At 72.3% G+C, this 14,681-nt stretch carries 14 protein-coding genes; 9 read left to right on the forward strand and 5 right to left on the reverse strand.

Going from position 1 to position 14,681, the window contains the following annotated elements:
- Positions 1 to 24: 24 nt before the first annotated feature.
- The 3 genes from BM419_RS08930 to BM419_RS08940 all read left to right on the forward strand — a co-directional run bounded on the left by BM419_RS08930 (position 25) and on the right by BM419_RS08940 (position 3,015).
- Complete coding sequence (locus tag BM419_RS08930; RefSeq protein WP_091926229.1) at positions 25 to 660, forward strand: glutathione S-transferase family protein; 636 nt, start codon at positions 25 to 27, stop codon at positions 658 to 660.
- Between the two features lie 117 nt (positions 661 to 777).
- Positions 778 to 1,692: an amino acid ABC transporter substrate-binding protein gene (locus BM419_RS08935; protein ID WP_091926230.1), complete on the forward strand. Its 915-nt coding sequence runs from the start codon at positions 778 to 780 to the stop codon at positions 1,690 to 1,692.
- Between the two features lie 81 nt (positions 1,693 to 1,773).
- Positions 1,774 to 3,015, forward strand: a complete 1,242-nt coding sequence (locus BM419_RS08940; protein ID WP_175556284.1) for an MFS transporter — start codon at positions 1,774 to 1,776, stop codon at positions 3,013 to 3,015.
- Between the two features lie 336 nt (positions 3,016 to 3,351).
- On the opposite strand, the gene BM419_RS08945 is transcribed toward BM419_RS08940, so the two are convergent.
- Together BM419_RS08945 and BM419_RS08950 are read right to left on the reverse strand one after the other, a co-directional pair.
- A complete protein-coding gene (locus tag BM419_RS08945) occupies positions 3,352 to 4,596 on the reverse strand; it encodes an NAD(P)/FAD-dependent oxidoreductase (RefSeq protein WP_091926231.1) in 1,245 nt (414 codons plus the stop codon).
- Positions 4,593 to 5,540 (reverse strand): LysR family transcriptional regulator, encoded by a 948-nt coding sequence (locus tag BM419_RS08950; protein ID WP_026604832.1) that lies wholly within the window; start codon positions 5,538 to 5,540, stop codon positions 4,593 to 4,595. Before BM419_RS08950 ends, BM419_RS08945 begins: the two co-directional genes overlap by 4 nt.
- 182 nt (positions 5,541 to 5,722) lie before the next feature.
- On the opposite strand from BM419_RS08950, the gene BM419_RS08955 reads away from it, so the two are divergent.
- From BM419_RS08955 to BM419_RS08970, 4 genes are read left to right on the forward strand one after another with little or no spacing between them, the layout of a single operon-like run.
- Positions 5,723 to 6,778 (forward strand): class 1 fructose-bisphosphatase, encoded by a 1,056-nt coding sequence (locus tag BM419_RS08955; protein WP_091926232.1) that lies wholly within the window; start codon positions 5,723 to 5,725, stop codon positions 6,776 to 6,778.
- A 23-nt stretch (positions 6,779 to 6,801) separates the two neighbouring features.
- Positions 6,802 to 7,662 carry a phosphoribulokinase gene (locus BM419_RS08960; protein WP_091926233.1) on the forward strand — a complete coding sequence of 287 codons (861 nt, stop codon included), beginning with the start codon at positions 6,802 to 6,804 and terminating at the stop codon, positions 7,660 to 7,662.
- 20 nt (positions 7,663 to 7,682) lie between these two features.
- Entirely contained in the window at positions 7,683 to 8,369 is a 687-nt protein-coding gene (rpe, locus tag BM419_RS08965) for a ribulose-phosphate 3-epimerase (RefSeq protein WP_091926234.1), read from the forward strand.
- Positions 8,363 to 9,151 (forward strand): HAD-IA family hydrolase, encoded by a 789-nt coding sequence (locus BM419_RS08970; protein WP_091926235.1) that lies wholly within the window; start codon positions 8,363 to 8,365, stop codon positions 9,149 to 9,151. Before rpe ends, BM419_RS08970 begins: the two co-directional genes overlap by 7 nt.
- Here BM419_RS08970 and BM419_RS08975 read toward each other — a convergent pair.
- Positions 9,112 to 10,086, reverse strand: a complete 975-nt coding sequence (locus BM419_RS08975) for an MBL fold metallo-hydrolase (RefSeq protein ID WP_091926236.1) — start codon at positions 10,084 to 10,086, stop codon at positions 9,112 to 9,114. The two genes, BM419_RS08970 and BM419_RS08975, sit on opposite strands and share 40 nt — an antisense overlap.
- Before the next feature lie 34 nt (positions 10,087 to 10,120).
- Positions 10,121 to 11,161: an SDR family oxidoreductase gene (locus tag BM419_RS08980; protein WP_091679417.1), complete on the reverse strand. Its 1,041-nt coding sequence runs from the start codon at positions 11,159 to 11,161 to the stop codon at positions 10,121 to 10,123.
- Positions 11,162 to 11,390: 229 nt separating this feature from the next.
- On the opposite strand from BM419_RS08980, the gene BM419_RS08985 reads away from it, so the two are divergent.
- A complete protein-coding gene (locus tag BM419_RS08985) occupies positions 11,391 to 12,137 on the forward strand; it encodes a YebC/PmpR family DNA-binding transcriptional regulator (protein WP_056526849.1) in 747 nt (248 codons plus the stop codon).
- Positions 12,138 to 12,282: 145 nt separating this feature from the next.
- On the opposite strand, the gene BM419_RS08990 is transcribed toward BM419_RS08985, so the two are convergent.
- On the reverse strand, positions 12,283 to 13,269 hold the full coding sequence (locus BM419_RS08990; RefSeq protein ID WP_091926237.1) for an alginate O-acetyltransferase AlgX-related protein: 987 nt from the start codon (positions 13,267 to 13,269) through the stop codon (positions 12,283 to 12,285).
- A 178-nt stretch (positions 13,270 to 13,447) separates the two neighbouring features.
- Between BM419_RS08990 and ada the strand changes: the two genes are divergently transcribed.
- Positions 13,448 to 14,512 (forward strand): bifunctional DNA-binding transcriptional regulator/O6-methylguanine-DNA methyltransferase Ada, encoded by a 1,065-nt coding sequence (ada, locus tag BM419_RS08995; protein WP_091926238.1) that lies wholly within the window; start codon positions 13,448 to 13,450, stop codon positions 14,510 to 14,512.
- Positions 14,513 to 14,681: the final 169 nt, after the last annotated feature.

Consider the following 14,681-nt stretch of genomic DNA (forward strand, 5'->3'; position numbering starts at 1 on the left):
CTCGGACGGGGCGGAATGGCCAGTATGCCTGACATCGAGTTCTATCATTCGCCCAATACCCGCTCGTCGGGCGTCCGCGTGCTGCTCGAGGAACTCGGGGTCCCGTACCGGCTGCACGCGCTCAACATGCGCGCCGGCGAGCACCTCCAGGATGCCTACCGCGCCGTCAACCCGATGGCGAAGGTGCCGGCGATCCGCCACGGCGACGCCCTCGTGACCGAGCAGGCGGCCGTCTACCTCTACCTCGCCGACCTGTTCCCCGAGGCGGGGCTCGCCCCGGCGCCGACCGAGCCCGACCGCGCCACCTACCTGCGCTGGATGGTGTTCTACGGGTCGTGCTTCGAGCCCGCGGTGATCGACCGGCACCTCCAGCGGGAGCCGGGCCCGCGCGCCATGTCGGCCTACGCCGATTACGACAGCGTCATCGCCCGGGTGAAGGAGGCCCTGACGCCCGGCCCGTACCTGCTCGGCGCGCGCTTCAGCGCTGCCGACGTGCTGTGGGGCGGCGCCCTCGGCTGGACGACGGGCTTCGGCCTCGTCGCGCCCGACCCGGTGCTGGCGGCCTACGTGGAGCGCATCCGGTCCCGCCCGGCCTCGCGGAAGGTCGCGGCCGCGGACGCGCAGCTCGCCGAGGTGCACCAAGCGGCCGCGTCCGCCTGACCGCGGCCGGACTCTTGCTGGGGCTCGCGCCGGGGACCGGCCCCGGCGCGCGGTCCGGTCTCCCGCCGCCGGCGCACCCCGCGGACGGCCCCTCGCGCGACCGGAACCCGTCGGCCCATGCGTCTGCTCGCTCCCCTCATCGCCGCGCTCCTCCTCGGCGCCCCCGCGGGGGCCGCGCGGGCCGCCGATCTCACCGGCACCCTCAGGAAGATCCACGACAGCAACAGGCTGGTCCTCGGCGTGCGCGATACCGCGACCCCGTTCAGCTACCTGGACCAGAACCAGAAGGTCGTCGGCTTCGCGGTCGACATCTGCCTGAGGATCGCCGACGCGGTGAAGCGCGAACTGAAGATGCCGGGCCTCGAGGTCGGGATGGAGTTCGTCAACTCCTCCTCCCGCATCCCGCTGATGACCAACGGCACGATCGATCTCGAATGCGGGACGACCACCAACAACGCCGAGCGCAAGAAGCAGGTGGACTTCACCAACACGCACTTCCTCACGGCGACCCGCTTCGTCTCCCGGAAGGACCAGCACATCGCCGGCCTGGACGACCTGCGCGGCAAGACGGTCTCGTCGGTCGCTGGCTCGACCAACATCCTGATGCTGATCAAGGCCAACAACGAGCGCAAGCTCGGCATCACGGTGATCGCCGCCAAGGACGTCCCGGAGGGGTTCCTCATGGTCGAGACCGGCCGGGCCTCGGCCTTCGTCATGGACGACGTGCAGCTCAGCGTGGTCGCGGCCCAGTCCAAGGAGCCCGCCGCCTACGTGGTCAGCGAGGAGACCCTGTCCAATCCGGAGCCCTACGGGATCATGCTGCGCAAGGACGACCCAGCCTTCAAGGCGGTGGTCGACCGGGCGACGGCCGATCTCTACCGGAGCCCCGAGATCACGGTGCTCTACGACCGCTGGTTCCTGAAGCCCGTGCCGCCGCGCGGACTGACCTACAACGTGCCGCTGTCGTCGGCCCTGCGCTGGGCCTTCGCGCACCCGACCGACAATCCGGATCCCGCATTCTACGCGCACTGATCTGTCGCGCGGCGGGGTTCCGCTCCGGCGAGGGAGATGCGATGCCGCGGGTCTGATCCCGCCCGCCTCGCGAAGCGTGCCATGACCGACAGCACAGAGCCGGCTCTTCCGTCCAGCGCGGCCGTCGCCGCGCCGCCGGCCACGTCGATCCCGCGCCTGATCGTCGTGCTGGCCTGCGCGGGGTTCGGCAGCACCTTCGCGCTCCGCTCGGTCGAGCCCCTCGTCGGCGTGCTCGCCCGGGATCTCGCGAGCGACGCCCACACGGTGGCGCTCCTCTCCACCGCCTTCGCGCTGCCCTACGCGTTCATCCAGCCGGTGCTCGGCCCGATCGGCGACGCGCTCGGCAAGGAGCGGGTGATGAGCACCTGCCTTGCGGTGCTCGCCGTCGCGCTGACCCTGTGCAGCGTCGCGCCGGACATCGGCAGCCTGTTCGGCCTCCGCATGCTCGCGGGGGCTGCCGCGGGCGGCTGCATCCCGCTCTCGCTCGCGCTCCTGGGCGACCGCGTGCCGATGGAGAGCCGCCAGGTGGCGATCGGGCGCTTCCTCGTGGCGGTGATCCTCGGCCAGCTCTCGGGCTCGACCTTCGCGGGCCTGATCGAGGCGGCGATCGGCTGGCGCGGCGTCTTCGCGGTCACCGCCGCGGTGGCGGCCCTGGCCTGCGCGGCGACCGTCCTCGGCTTCGACCGGGCCGGCCGCGCCCCGGCCCGCCGCCCCGCCTTCGGCGAGGCGGTGACGCGCTACCGCACGATCCTGGGCAATCCCCGGGCGCGGGTGCTGTTCTCGGCGGTGTTCATCGAGGCCATCGCGATCTTCGGCGTGTTCCCGCACCTCGCCCCGCTGATCGAGGCGCGGGGGGAGGGCGGCCCGCGCGAGGCCGGGCTGGTTCTGGCGGGGTTCGCGGTCGGCGGCCTGCTCTACTCGGCCCTGGTCGGGCTGCTCGTCCGGCTGCTCGGCCTGCCGCGGATGCTGATCGGCGGCGGCCTGATCTGCGGCGCGTCGCTCACCGTGGTCGGGCTGGCGGGCTCCTGGCAGGTCGACTGCGCCGCGCTCACCGCCATGGGCCTCGGCTTCTACATGCTGCACAACACCTACCAGACGCAGGTCACCGAGGTCGCGCCCAAGGCCCGCGCCTCCGCGGTGGCGCTCCACGCCTTCTCGTTCTTCTGCGGCCAGGCGCTCGGCGTCGCGGTGATCGGGCAGGCGCTGCTCCGGTTCGGCCAGCTCGGGGCGCTGCTCGGATGCGCCGTCACCATCCTGGCGCTCGGGATCGCCACCGCCATCGCCCTGCGGCAGAAGCCGGGACCAGTCCCGTTTACCGGCTGAGCGCGCCTTTTCCCGGACGCCCGCAACGCAGTGGAAGGCGATCCGGGAACCAGCACACGAAGCGCCGCGAAAGCGGCACCGCATATCGATGCTTCGCGACGTTTCGCGCTGGAACCCGGGTCGCATTCCGCTGGTGCTCCATGCGCCCGGGAAAGGGCATGGTGCTCGGACGATTCAGAGCGGCGTCCAGCCGTTCCATGGTTTTCCGAGAGTTAGTCTGAACCGCGCGAGGTCGTCCTTGCGAGCGCAGCGAAGCAATCCAGTGTCGCGCCACGCCTCCCGATGTCGCGCTGCTCTGGGTCGCTTCGCTACGCTCGCGATGACGCGGAGCAGCTCTCAGACCCGCCCCATCGCCAGCCCCTTCAGGTCAAAGTCCGGATCGGCCGCCTGGTCGGGCGTCAGCGGCGTCCCGGCCGCGAGCAGGCGCCGCGCGATCATGTGGTCGCCCGCGCGGTCGACGGATTCCACCGCGCTCAGCTGCCCCTCGCGAAAGCGGAAGACCGAGAAGGCGTCGCCGATCCCGCGGACGACGCCGGCATCGCCGGGTCCCGACAGGCCCGCGATCTGCAGCTTGTGCGGACCCTGGTCGCTCCAGAACCACGGCAGCGCGCCGTAGGCGGCGGGCTTGCCGGTGAGGCGGGCCGCGAGGCAGCGGCCCTGGTCGATGGCGTTCTGCACGGACTCGATCCGCACCGTCCCGTCCGGCGTCAGCCCGTGGGCGAAGGGGATGGGGAAGCGGGCGCAGTCGCCGATCGCCGAGATGGCCGGATCGGGCGTCGCCAGGAACGCGTCGACCCGCACGCCGTCCTCGGCCGGCAGGCCGGCCTCCGCGGCGAGTTCCCGGTTCGGCAGGACGCCGATCCCCACGAGGACCAGGTCGGCCGCGCGTTCGCTGCCGTCCGCCAGGGCGACGCCGGTGGCGCGGCCGTCCCGCCCGACGATCGCCGTCACGCCCGCCCCGAAGGCGAAGCGCACGCCCATCGCGGCGTGGGCGCGGCGGAAGAATTCGCCCATCTCGGACGAGACCGCCCGGGCCATGGGCCGCTCGGCCGCCTCGATCACCGTCACCGGCAGGCCGCGCGCGGCCGCGACGGCGGCGAATTCGAGCCCGATGAAGCCGGCCCCGATGACGACGACCGCCCGGGCCTCGGCGACCGCCGCCTTCAGGACGTCGGCATCGGCGAGACCGCGCAGCTGGCGCACGCCCGCGAGTTCGGCGCCCGGGACCGGCAGGGGGCGGTTGCGCGCGCCGGTGGCGAGCACGAGGTGGTCGTAGGGGAGGTCGGTGCCGTCCGAGAGCTGCAGGCGGCGCGCGTCCCGGTCGATCGCGACGGCGCGGAGCCCCGGGCGGTGCGCGATGGCGTGCTCGGCGAAGAAACCGGGCGGGCGCAGGAACAGGCCCTCTCGGTCGGTCTTGCCGGCGAGGTAGGCCTTCGAGAGGGGCGGCCGCTGGTAGGGCAGGGCGGTCTCGTCGCCCACCAGGGTGATCGGGTCGCGGAACCCGCCCTCCCGCAGGGACGCGGCGAGCTGGAAGCCGGCCTGCCCGGCCCCGGCCACGACGACGCCGGCAGCGGCGCTCACGCCTTGGCTCCCGCCAGCACCAGACCGCTCTGGGCGACGCCCGGCAGGCAGCGCGCGCCCTCCGACATCAGGTAGGACCAGACCGCGGAAGCGGCCGGACCCAGCACCTTGTCGGCGCGCCGGACCGCGTACCAGTCGCGCCGGATCGGCAGGCCCCTGACGTTGAGGAGGACGAGGCGCCCGCTCTCCAGCTCGGCCGCCACGGAGTGCACCGAGAGCAGCGCGATCCCGAGCCCGGCCATCACCGCCTGCTTGATGGTCTCGTTCGACCCGGTGTCGATGTCCAGCGGCGCCCGCTTGACCAGGACGCCGCTCATGAACTCCTCGAAGACCATGCGGGTGCCCGAGCCCTCTTCTCGGAGGAAGAACGGCTGGTCCGCGAGGTCCTCGCGGTTCAGGTCGGTCCGGCCCGCCAGGGGGTGGCCGGGCGGCGCGATCAGCACGATCGGGTGCGGCCCGAAGGTGGCGGCCTCGATCGGGAAGTCCCGGGGCGGGCGGCCCATCAGGGCGAAGTCGATCTCGTAGCCGCGCAGCGCCTCCACGGTCTGGCCGCGGTTGCGCACCGACAGGCTGATCTCGACGCCGGGATGCTTCTTGACGAAGCCCGCGATCACCTGCGGGGCGAAGTACTTGGCGGTGGAGACGACCCCGAGCGCCACGCGCCCGCCCTCCGCGCCGCGCAGGGTGCGCAGGCGGTCCGTGCAGGTCTCCAGCACCGTGTTGATGCTGTCGATCGCCCAGAGCATCTCGCGGCCGGCATCCGTCGGCTTGAGGCCCCCCGGCGTCCGGTCGAACAGCAGCAGCCCGGCCTCCTCCTCCAGCTGGCGGATGCGCGCGTAGAGGGCGGCCGAGGTGACGTTCAGCTCCTGCGCAGCCCGGGTCATGGTGCCGAGGCGGGCCACGGCAGCGACCGCCTGAAGCTGCTTGAGGGAGAGGTTGCGCATGGCGGACATCTCGTTTTTTTCGTCCTATGGCACAAGATCGCACAGAAATCTTGAAGGCCCCGCCGCGGGTTCCTGTCGATCCGGAGACAGAGACCGCTATCTTGGCAGCCGAGCGGCCGCTACAGAGCCGGCGCGGAACGCGCGATCCCCGCGGACGGGATCCGAGCAGGAGGAGTAGGCCGATGGCAATTTCAGCGGCGATCGGGACGCCCCTCGAGACCTGCCTGGCGCAGGCCGTGGACGCCAATCCGGCGCTGAAGGACGCCGCCGCGGTGGTCGCGGCCGTGGCGCGGTCGGCGGTGGAGATCAGCGAGCGGATCGGGCGCGGCGCGCTCGGTGGCGACCTCGCGGCGGCCGGCGATCACAACAGCGACGGCGACGTCCAGAAGGCCCTCGACGTCATCGCTCACGAGAGCGTGACCGCGGCGCTGCGGGGCGCGCCGGTCGCCGAGGTCGCCTCCGAGGAGGCCGAGGAGGTGATGCGTCTGAACCCGGACGCCCCGCTCGCCGTCGCCATCGACCCCCTCGACGGCTCCTCCAACATCGGCGTGAACATGGCCGTCGGCATGATCTTCGGCATCCGGCCGTCGATCAAGGATCCGGCGAACCCGCTGGCCTCGTTCACCACCCCCGGCTCGACGCAGATCGCCGCGGGCTTCGTCACCTACGGCCCGGCCACGGCGCTGATCCTGACGCTCGGCGACGGCACCCAGTCCTACGTGCTCGACCGCGCCGAGGGCCGGTTCAAGCTGACGAGCCCGGCGATGTCGGTGCCGGCCTCCACCAAGGAATTCGCCATCAACGCCTCCAACGCTCGGCACTGGGACGCGCCGGTGAAGGCCTATATCGAGGATTGCCAGCGCGGCACCGAGGGGCCGCGCGACAAGGACTACAACATGCGCTGGCTCGCCTCGCTGGTGGCCGACATCCAGCGCGTGCTGACCCGCGGCGGCGTGTTCCTCTACCCGGGCGACGCCCGAAAGAACTACGCCCGCGGCCGCCTGCGGCTGCTCTACGAGGTCGCGCCCGTGGCCATGCTGGTCGAGCAGGCCGGCGGCGCGGCGACCGACGGCCAGACGCGGATCCTCGACCTCGTGGCCACCGGGATCCACGAGCGCGCGCCGCTGGTCTGCGGCTCCACCGAGGAAGTGGCGTGCGTCGCCACCTACTATGCCGGCGGCAAGCCCGATGCCGGCCGCTCGCCGCTCTTCGGCCAGCGCGGCCTGATGCGGTCATAGCCGCACCGTGAAGTCGTAAAGGCATGTCGGCGCGGCACCCCATCATCTCGGTGACCGGCTCTTCCGGGGCCGGGACCACCTCGGTGCGCAACACTTTCGAGCAGATCTTCCGCCGCGAGGACGTGCGGGCGGTCTTCATCGAGGGTGACGGCTTCCACGCCTTCGACCGCGACACGATGCGGGCGATGATGGCGAACGAGCCGACGCTGTCCCACTTCGCGCCGCGGGCCAACCTCCTGCCGGAGCTGGAGGCGGTGTTCCGCAGCTACGCCGAGTCCGGCACCGGCCGGACCCGTCACTACGCCCACGACCAGCACGACGCGCAGGCCTACGGTATCCCGGAGGGCAGCTTCTCGGACTGGGAGACGTTCCCGCCCGATTCCGACCTCCTGTTCTACGAGGGCCTGCACGGCTGCGTAGCCGACCCGGACGTCGACATCGCCCGCTACGCCGACCTGAAGATCGGCGTCGTGCCCGTGATCAACCTCGAATGGATCCAGAAGCTGCACCGGGACCGCTCGTTCCGCGGCTACTCCACCGAGGCGGTGACCGACGTGATCCTGCGGCGCATGCCCGACTACGTGCAGACCATCTGCCCGCAATTCTCGTTCACCGACATCAACTTCCAGCGGGTGCCGACGGTCGACACGTCGAACCCGTTCATCGCCCGCTGGATTCCCACCGCCGACGAATCGATGGTCGTGATCCGCTTCAAGGACCCGAAGGGGATCGACTTCTCGTATCTCGTCTCCATGATTCACGACAGTTTCATGAGCCGGGCCAACTCCATCGTGATCCCCGGCGGCAAGCTCGACCTGGCGATGCAGCTGATCCTGACGCCGATGATCATGCAGCTCGTCGAGCGCCGCCGCCGGCTGGCCTGAGCCGACCCCGAAAGCCTCCCATGCTCGCACCCGTCATCGCCCCGTCGATCCTGTCCGCCGACTTCTCGAAGCTGGCCGAGGAGACCCGCGCCGTGGACGCGGCCGGGGCCGACTGGATCCATCTCGACGTGATGGACGGGCATTTCGTGCCCAACATCACCTTCGGCCCGCCCGTGGTGAAGGCGCTCCGGCCGCACACGCAGAAGTACTTCGACGTGCACCTGATGATCGCGCCGGCCGATCCGTACCTCGCGGCCTTCGCGCAGGCGGGGGCCGACGGCATCACGGTCCACGCCGAGGCCGGGCCGCACATCCACCGCTCGCTCCAGACCATCCGCGACCTCGGCAAGCGCGCCGGCGTGGCGATCAACCCGGGCACGCCGGCCGCCATGGTCGAGCCGGTGCTCGACCTCGTGGATCTCGTGCTGGTGATGACCGTCAATCCCGGCTTCGGCGGCCAGAGCTTCATCAAGGGCGCCATGGAATCGGTGGCGCGGGTGCGCGCCATGGTGGCGGGCCGGGACATCCGCATCCAGGTTGACGGCGGGATCGACCCCGAGACGGTCAAGGTCGCGAGCCGCGCCGGCGCCGACACGTTCGTGGCCGGCAACGCGGTCTTCAGCGGCGGCCCGGGCGCCTACGCCGAGCGCATCGCGGCGATCCGCGAGGGCGCGGAGGGCGCCTCCGGTCGCGACCTGTCGTGCTGAGGGCGCTGATCTTCGACGTCGACGGGACCCTCGCCGAGACCGAGGACCTGCACCGGCAGGCGTTCAACCGCGCCTTCGCGGAGCTCGGACTGCCCTGGCGGTGGGACGAGGCGCTCTACGCCGACCTGCTGGCCGTCATGGGCGGCAAGGAGCGGCTCGCTCACTACATCGACACCGAGCACCCGGCGGAAGCCGCCGCGCTCCACGCCCGCGCGCCGGAGATCCACGCCATCAAGACGCGCGCCTACGGCGACCTCGTCGCACGGAACGGCCTGCCGCTGCGCCCCGGGATCGCCCGGCTGATCGCCGAGGCCCGGGCCGCGGGAATCCGGCTCGCGGTGGCCACCACGACGAGCCGCCCGAACGTCGACCGGCTCCTCGCCGCCAATTTCCCGCCGGACGTCGCGCCCTTCGACGTGATCGCGGCCGGCGACGAGGCGAGCCGCAAGAAGCCCGCCCCCGACGTGTTCCTGCTGGCGCTCGCCGGCCTGGAGATCCCGGCCTCCGAGGCGGTGGCCTTCGAGGATTCGGCCGCCGGCATCAGCTCGGCCCGGGCCGCCGGGCTGCCGGTCCTGGCGACCCGGAGCCGCTACACCGAGAGCCACCGGCTCGACGGCGCCTTCTCGGCCGTCTCGGATCTCGGCGAGCCGGACCGGCCGCACCGGCACCTCGCGGGCGTCGAATGGCCGGGCGGGGTCGTGGATCTGGCCTCCCTGATCCGGTGGCACGAATCCCGGGGCGGTCAGAGCACGCCGGTCCAGGCGATGGGCACGAGCCGGTAGCCCGGTCCGTCCCGTTCCACGTGGCCGAGCGACGGGAAGGGGAAGTGGTAGCCGACCACGAGGGCCCTCTCGGACGCGGCCGTGTCGTAGAAGCGGTGGCGCGTCGCCTGCGCCTGATCGGCGTCGTGATCGTACATCACGTGCCAGTCCGGGTGCTGCAGGAAGAAGGCCGGGATGTTGGTCACGTCGGACTGGATCAGCAGACGGTCCGCACCCGAGGCGACCGCGAAGGCCGTGTGGCCCGGCGTGTGGCCGGGGGCGGCGAGGGCGGTGATCCCGGGCACGATCTCCTCGTCCCACGCGAAGGTGCCGATCCGGTCCTTCAGGTCGCCGAGCACCCGGCGGGTGTTGGCGAAGTAGCCCTGCGTCACCGGGTCGGCGGCGCGGGCCATGTTGGCGTCGCTCATCCAGAACGCCCAGTCGGGTGCGGCGGCCCGGATCTCGGCGTTCGCGAAGGCGAGGGACCCGTCCGCCCGCTTGAGGCCGTTCGTGTGGTCGGGATGGAGGTGCGAGAGCAGGACGAGGTCGATGTCCTCGGGCCTGATCCCGGCCGCCGCGAGGTTCGCCGCGAGGCGGCCGACGGGCGCGCCCGGCACCGGGCCGTTGCCGGTATCGATCAGGACGAGCTTCGCGCCCGTGTTGATCAGCGTCGGGTTGAACGGCACCGTCACCTGGCCGGGGGGCATGTAGGCCGCCCGCGCGGCGCCGAGCGCCTCGTCCCGGGGAACGTTGCGCACGAAGCGGTCCGGCATCGGGAAGCTGCGCGCCCCGTCGTTGAGGATCGTGACCTCGCAGCTGCCGATACGTGTCCGGTAGAAGCCCGGCGCCTGCGCTCCGCCGAAGGGTGCGGTGGCGCGGGCGCGGCCGCCGAGACCCAGGACGGCCCCTCCGGCGAGCGCGGCCCGCACCAGATCGCGACGGTTCGTGCCCGGCATCGGATCCTCCTAGAAACCCGCGTTGGCCCGTGTCCTAGCGTCTGCCCGGCCGGCGATCGGCGCGGGCGTCCGCCCGCCCGTGCGCCTCGGTGGCGAACAGCATCGTCCCGGCCACGAGGCCGAGCGCGGCCGCGATCCCGAACTTGAGCCAGCGCGGGTCGGCCGCCGCGACGTCGCTGGTCGCGCGGGAGTCGAAGCGGCCGTGGGCGCCGGGATCGGTGTCCACCGGGTCGTAGAGGTTGTCGGGTCGGTTCTTCTGCGCCTGCACGCCGGTCATCTCCCCGCGATAGCCGTGCCGGGCGAGGTAGCCGTCGATCCAGCCCGGGATCAGCATGTTTCCGATGATCGCCTTCCAGGCCGAGGCCCCGATCCACATTTCCCGGGGCGCGTCGTGCGCCGCCCGGAAGACGTGCCGGGCGATGGCCTCCGGCTGGTAGATCGGCGGCACCGGCTCGAGCTTGCGTGGCAGCCGCGAGCGCGCCCAGTCGAATTGCGGCGTGTTCACGGCCGGAAGCTGTACCATCGTCAGGCGGACTCGGCTGCGGTCGTGGAGCAGCTCGCTGCGCAGGGAATCGACGAAGCCCCGCACGGCGGCCTTGGCGGCGCAGTAGCTCGCCTGGAGCGGGATCGACCGGTAGGCGAGCGCCGAGCCGACATGCACGATCGTGCCCCGGTCGCGCGGGACCATGTGGCGGAGGGCCGCCAGCGTGCCGTGCACCTGCCCCAGATAGGTCACCGCGGTGGCGCGGTGGAACTCGTCCGGGCTCGTCTCCTGAACGGGCGCGTAGACCGTCACCATCGCGTTGTTGACCCAGACGTCGATGCCGCCGAACGCCTCGGCCAGCGCGTCGGCGGCCTGGGCGACGGCCTCCGCGTCGGCGACGTCGGCCGCAAAGGCCAGGGCCCGGCCGCCGGCCCGCTCGACATCGCGGATCGTGCCCCTCAGCCCCGCCGGGCCGCGCGCGATCAGCCCCACGTTCCAGCCGTGCCGGGCGAATTCGTGGGCGACAGCCCGGCCGACGCCGGCGCTCGCGCCCGTGACCATGACCGTGCTGCGTCCGTTCCGGCTCGACATCGGGTTCCCAGCTGCGTGTGAAGTCCAGCGCCAACGCCCGAGACGGCGACTTTTTCCGCGGTCACGGGATTGCGAAGCCCGCGGGGCCGTGTCGACCCGCGTCGCGCCGACCGGCACCGGCCGCGTTGCTTCGTCCGAAGGCGGCGGCCTATATACGGCGCGACCTCACAGCCGCGACGGCGGGGTCCCGCACGCCCGCCCGCGCCAACGAACAAAAGTCCGAACCGTCATGGCAGGCCATTCGCAGTTCAAGAACATCATGCACCGGAAGGGCCGGGTGGACGCGGTCCGCTCGAAGGTGTTCGGCAAGCTCGCCCGCGAGATCACGGTGGCGGCCAAGCTCGGTACGCCCGACCCGGCGATGAACCCGCGCCTGCGCGCCGCGATCCTGGCGGCCCGCGCCGAGAACATGCCCAAGGACAATATCGAGCGCGCCATCAAGAAGGCCGCCGGCGCTGACGGCGAGAACTATGAGGACATCCGCTACGAGGGCTACGGGCCCGGCGGCGCCGCGCTGATCGTCGAGGCACAGACCGACAACCGCAACCGCACCGCCTCGGACGTGCGCTCGGCCTTCACCAAGTCCGGCGGCAGCCTCGCCGAGACCGGGGCCGTCGCCTTCATGTTCGACCGCGTCGGCGTGATCGCCTACCCGGCCTCCGTGGCCGACGCCGACACGATGCTGGAGGCGGCGATCGAGGCCGGCGCCGACGACGTCAGCTCCGGCGAGGACGGACACGAGGTCATCTGCGCCCAGGATTCCTACGGCGAGGTCACCAAGGCCCTCGAGGCGCGCTTCGGCGAGCCCGCGCGCACGGGCCTGATCTGGAAGGCGCAGAACACCATCAATGTCGACGACGAGACCGGCGAGAAGCTCATCCGCCTCGTCGAGGTGATCGAGGATCAGGACGACGTCCAGAACGTCTACGTGAACTTCGCCCTGTCGGACGCGCTGGTGGCCAAGCTGCAGGCGTGAGGGGCACGGCCGGCGAGCCGGGAACGGACAGTTCCGGTCGCAGCCATGCCGGGCGCGCTTGCGCTCCGGATCCCGCTCGGCAATCCCGGACTGGCGAAGTCGGGGGTGGCGGCGTGTTCGCCCTCCGGAGTTCCGGGCTCGCCCGTCAGGCGCCCGCGGCCGCGAGTTCGGCCCCGAAGCGGTCCTGCGCGTAGCGCTCCACCGAGAAGGTGTCGTCGGGCAGCTGCACCATGAAGCGCTCGGCCACCTCGGTCAGCACGATGTCGGGCCGGACGCGCTCGATATACGGCCAGTCCAGCGAGGTGCTCCAGACGAAGTGCACCTCGCGGAACGTCTCGGCCAGCATGATCGTCAGCATGTACGGCATGACGTGCGAGAAGGAATCGCCGAACAAGACCAGCCGGCGCGGGTCGGTGGCCTTGGCGTTCCCGTAGATCACGTGCGCACCGACATGCAGCGTGTGCAGCAGGCCGGCCTTCTCCCGGGCCTCGACGATCGGGCTGCCGTAGGTCCGGACCGCGTCCTGCTGCATCAGGACGGTGCGCGAGCGCGCCCGCCGGGGTGGATCGAAGGCGCTCCCCAGATCGCCGTCGTGGTCGGTCTCGAAGGACGGCCGCTCTCGCAGGTCCTGCCGCGGCTCGGCGCCCAGCGCCCGGCAGATCTCCGCGTAGGCGAGATAGCAGCCGTCGGCGGACCAGTGGGTGTCGGTCCGGCAGTAGAGGTCGGCCGCGTCGCGCTGCGCCCGCATCGGCGTCACCAGATCGATGCAGGTCTGCCGCCAGCGCTTCCGCCGGCGCCAGGCCGCGTACAGCCCGACCGGACCCGGGAAGCGGCCCGCCGGCGGCTCGCTGTGGAGGAGGCGGTAGGCCGGCGACGCGCCCGGCCGGATGGTGAGCCCGTCGAGCCGGTGATCGTAGATCATCAGCTTCTCCGGGGCGACGACGTGGCGGTACAGGATCCCCTGGGCGCGCAGGCGCCGCTCCCGCGTCGTCACGAGGCTGCGCCACTGCCAGATCAGCTCGGTCGTCTCCTCCGGCCGCTCGTACTGGCCGAGCACGTCGTTCGTTCCCGTCTTCAGGAACAGCCAGCCGTCCTGGCCGACATGGATGTGATCGGGCGTGCTCGAAGCCATGGCGCACTCGTGAGGCGGGTCGCCCGTTTCGGCGGCCGCCGATGTCGAATTCGGCCGCAAGGCGCGGGATGCCGGAGCGGCGGCGGACCGGCAGAGTGCCGCACGCGTCATCCACCACCCGGCAGGCCCCGTCATGCCCCTCCTCAACGCCCGCGCCAAGCCGCATAGTACGGCTGCCATGAGCCCCGTTCCCGCGACAGACCCCGGCGATGCCGAGCGCTGGGCCGCCCTCGCCGCCCGCGACCCGCGGGCCGACGGCACCTTCGTGTACGCGGTCCGCACCACGGGCGTGTACTGCCGCCCGAGCTGCGCCGCGCGCGCGGCGCGGCCCGAGAATGTCAGCTTCCACCGGACCTGCGCCGAGGCCGAGGCTGCCGGCTTCCGGCCGTGCCGCCGCTGCCGCCCGGACGAGCCCGCCCTCGCCGAGCGCCGGGCCGAGGCGGTCGCCCGCGCCTGCCGCCTGATCGAGACGGCGGAGACGGTTCCGTCCCTCGCCGCGCTCGCCCGCGCCGCCGGCCTGAGCGCCTACCACTTCCACCGGGTGTTCAAGGACGCCACCGGCGTGACCCCCAGAGCCTACGCGGCCGCCCACCGTGCCGCCGCCGTGGCGCGGCGGCTGCCTGGGGCCGCCTCGGTGACGGAGGCGCTGTATGAGGCCGGCTACGCTGCCGCGAGCCGGTTCTACGCGGCTGGCGCGCCGCGCCTCGGCATGGCGCCCGCCGCCTACCGGACGGGTGGCGCGGGCCTGCGCATCCGGTTCGGCATCGGCACTTGCAGCCTCGGCGCGATCCTCGTCGCCGCCACCGAGGCGGGCGTCTGCGCGATCCTCCTCGGGGACGCGCCCGAGCCGCTCCTGCACGATCTCCAGGACCGCTTCCCCGCCGCGGAGATCGAGGGCGGCGACCCGGCCTTCGAGGGCTGGATGGCGCGGGTCATCGGGCTCGTGGAGGCGCCAGGCAGCGGCCTCGACCTGCCCCTCGACATCCGCGGGACGGCGTTCCAGCAGCGGGTCTGGACGGCGCTGCGCAAGATCCCGGTGGGATCCACCGCGACCTACGCGGAGATCGCCCGGGCGATCGGCCTGCCGACGGCGACGCGCGCGGTCGCGCAGGCCTGCGGGGCGAACCCGGTCGCGGTGGCCATCCCCTGCCACCGCGTCGTGCGCTCGGACGGTGCCCTGTCGGGCTATCGCTGGGGCGTCGCGCGCAAGCGCGCGCTGCTCGACCGGGAGGCGGAGGCCTGAAGTCCCGCGCCTCCGGTGCTCCGTGCGGTCTGCCCCAGGGCCGTTCCCTTTCGTAGTGCGACGGTCCGGAGGAAAGGTGCCTCCGGTCGAGACAGCCGCGACTTGCCCCGCTCCCGTGCGGGAGAGGGGAACCGCGCCTCGCTCACGACGGGCTCGGCGATCGTCACCG

The organism is Methylobacterium sp. yr668, from assembly GCF_900116245.1.
Classification (GTDB): domain Bacteria; phylum Pseudomonadota; class Alphaproteobacteria; order Rhizobiales; family Beijerinckiaceae; genus Methylobacterium.

Excerpts from the sequence above, each read along its gene's own strand:
- BM419_RS08930 (WP_091926229.1), top strand. The coding sequence starts at position 25 with ATGCCTGACATCGAGTTCTATCATTCGCCCAATACCCGCTCGTCGGGC.
- BM419_RS08935 (WP_091926230.1), top strand. The coding sequence starts at position 778 with ATGCGTCTGCTCGCTCCCCTCATCGCCGCGCTCCTCCTCGGCGCCCCC.
- BM419_RS08940 (WP_175556284.1), top strand. The coding sequence starts at position 1,774 with ATGACCGACAGCACAGAGCCGGCTCTTCCGTCCAGCGCGGCCGTCGCC.
- BM419_RS08950 (WP_026604832.1), bottom strand. The coding sequence starts at position 5,540 with ATGCGCAACCTCTCCCTCAAGCAGCTTCAGGCGGTCGCTGCCGTGGCC.
- BM419_RS08955 (WP_091926232.1), top strand. The coding sequence starts at position 5,723 with ATGGCAATTTCAGCGGCGATCGGGACGCCCCTCGAGACCTGCCTGGCG.
- BM419_RS08960 (WP_091926233.1), top strand. The coding sequence starts at position 6,802 with ATGTCGGCGCGGCACCCCATCATCTCGGTGACCGGCTCTTCCGGGGCC.
- rpe (WP_091926234.1), top strand. The coding sequence starts at position 7,683 with ATGCTCGCACCCGTCATCGCCCCGTCGATCCTGTCCGCCGACTTCTCG.
- BM419_RS08975 (WP_091926236.1), bottom strand. The coding sequence starts at position 10,086 with ATGCCGGGCACGAACCGTCGCGATCTGGTGCGGGCCGCGCTCGCCGGA.
- BM419_RS08980 (WP_091679417.1), bottom strand. The coding sequence starts at position 11,161 with ATGTCGAGCCGGAACGGACGCAGCACGGTCATGGTCACGGGCGCGAGC.
- BM419_RS08985 (WP_056526849.1), top strand. The coding sequence starts at position 11,391 with ATGGCAGGCCATTCGCAGTTCAAGAACATCATGCACCGGAAGGGCCGG.
- BM419_RS08990 (WP_091926237.1), bottom strand. The coding sequence starts at position 13,269 with ATGGCTTCGAGCACGCCCGATCACATCCATGTCGGCCAGGACGGCTGG.
- ada (WP_091926238.1), top strand. The coding sequence starts at position 13,448 with ATGAGCCCCGTTCCCGCGACAGACCCCGGCGATGCCGAGCGCTGGGCC.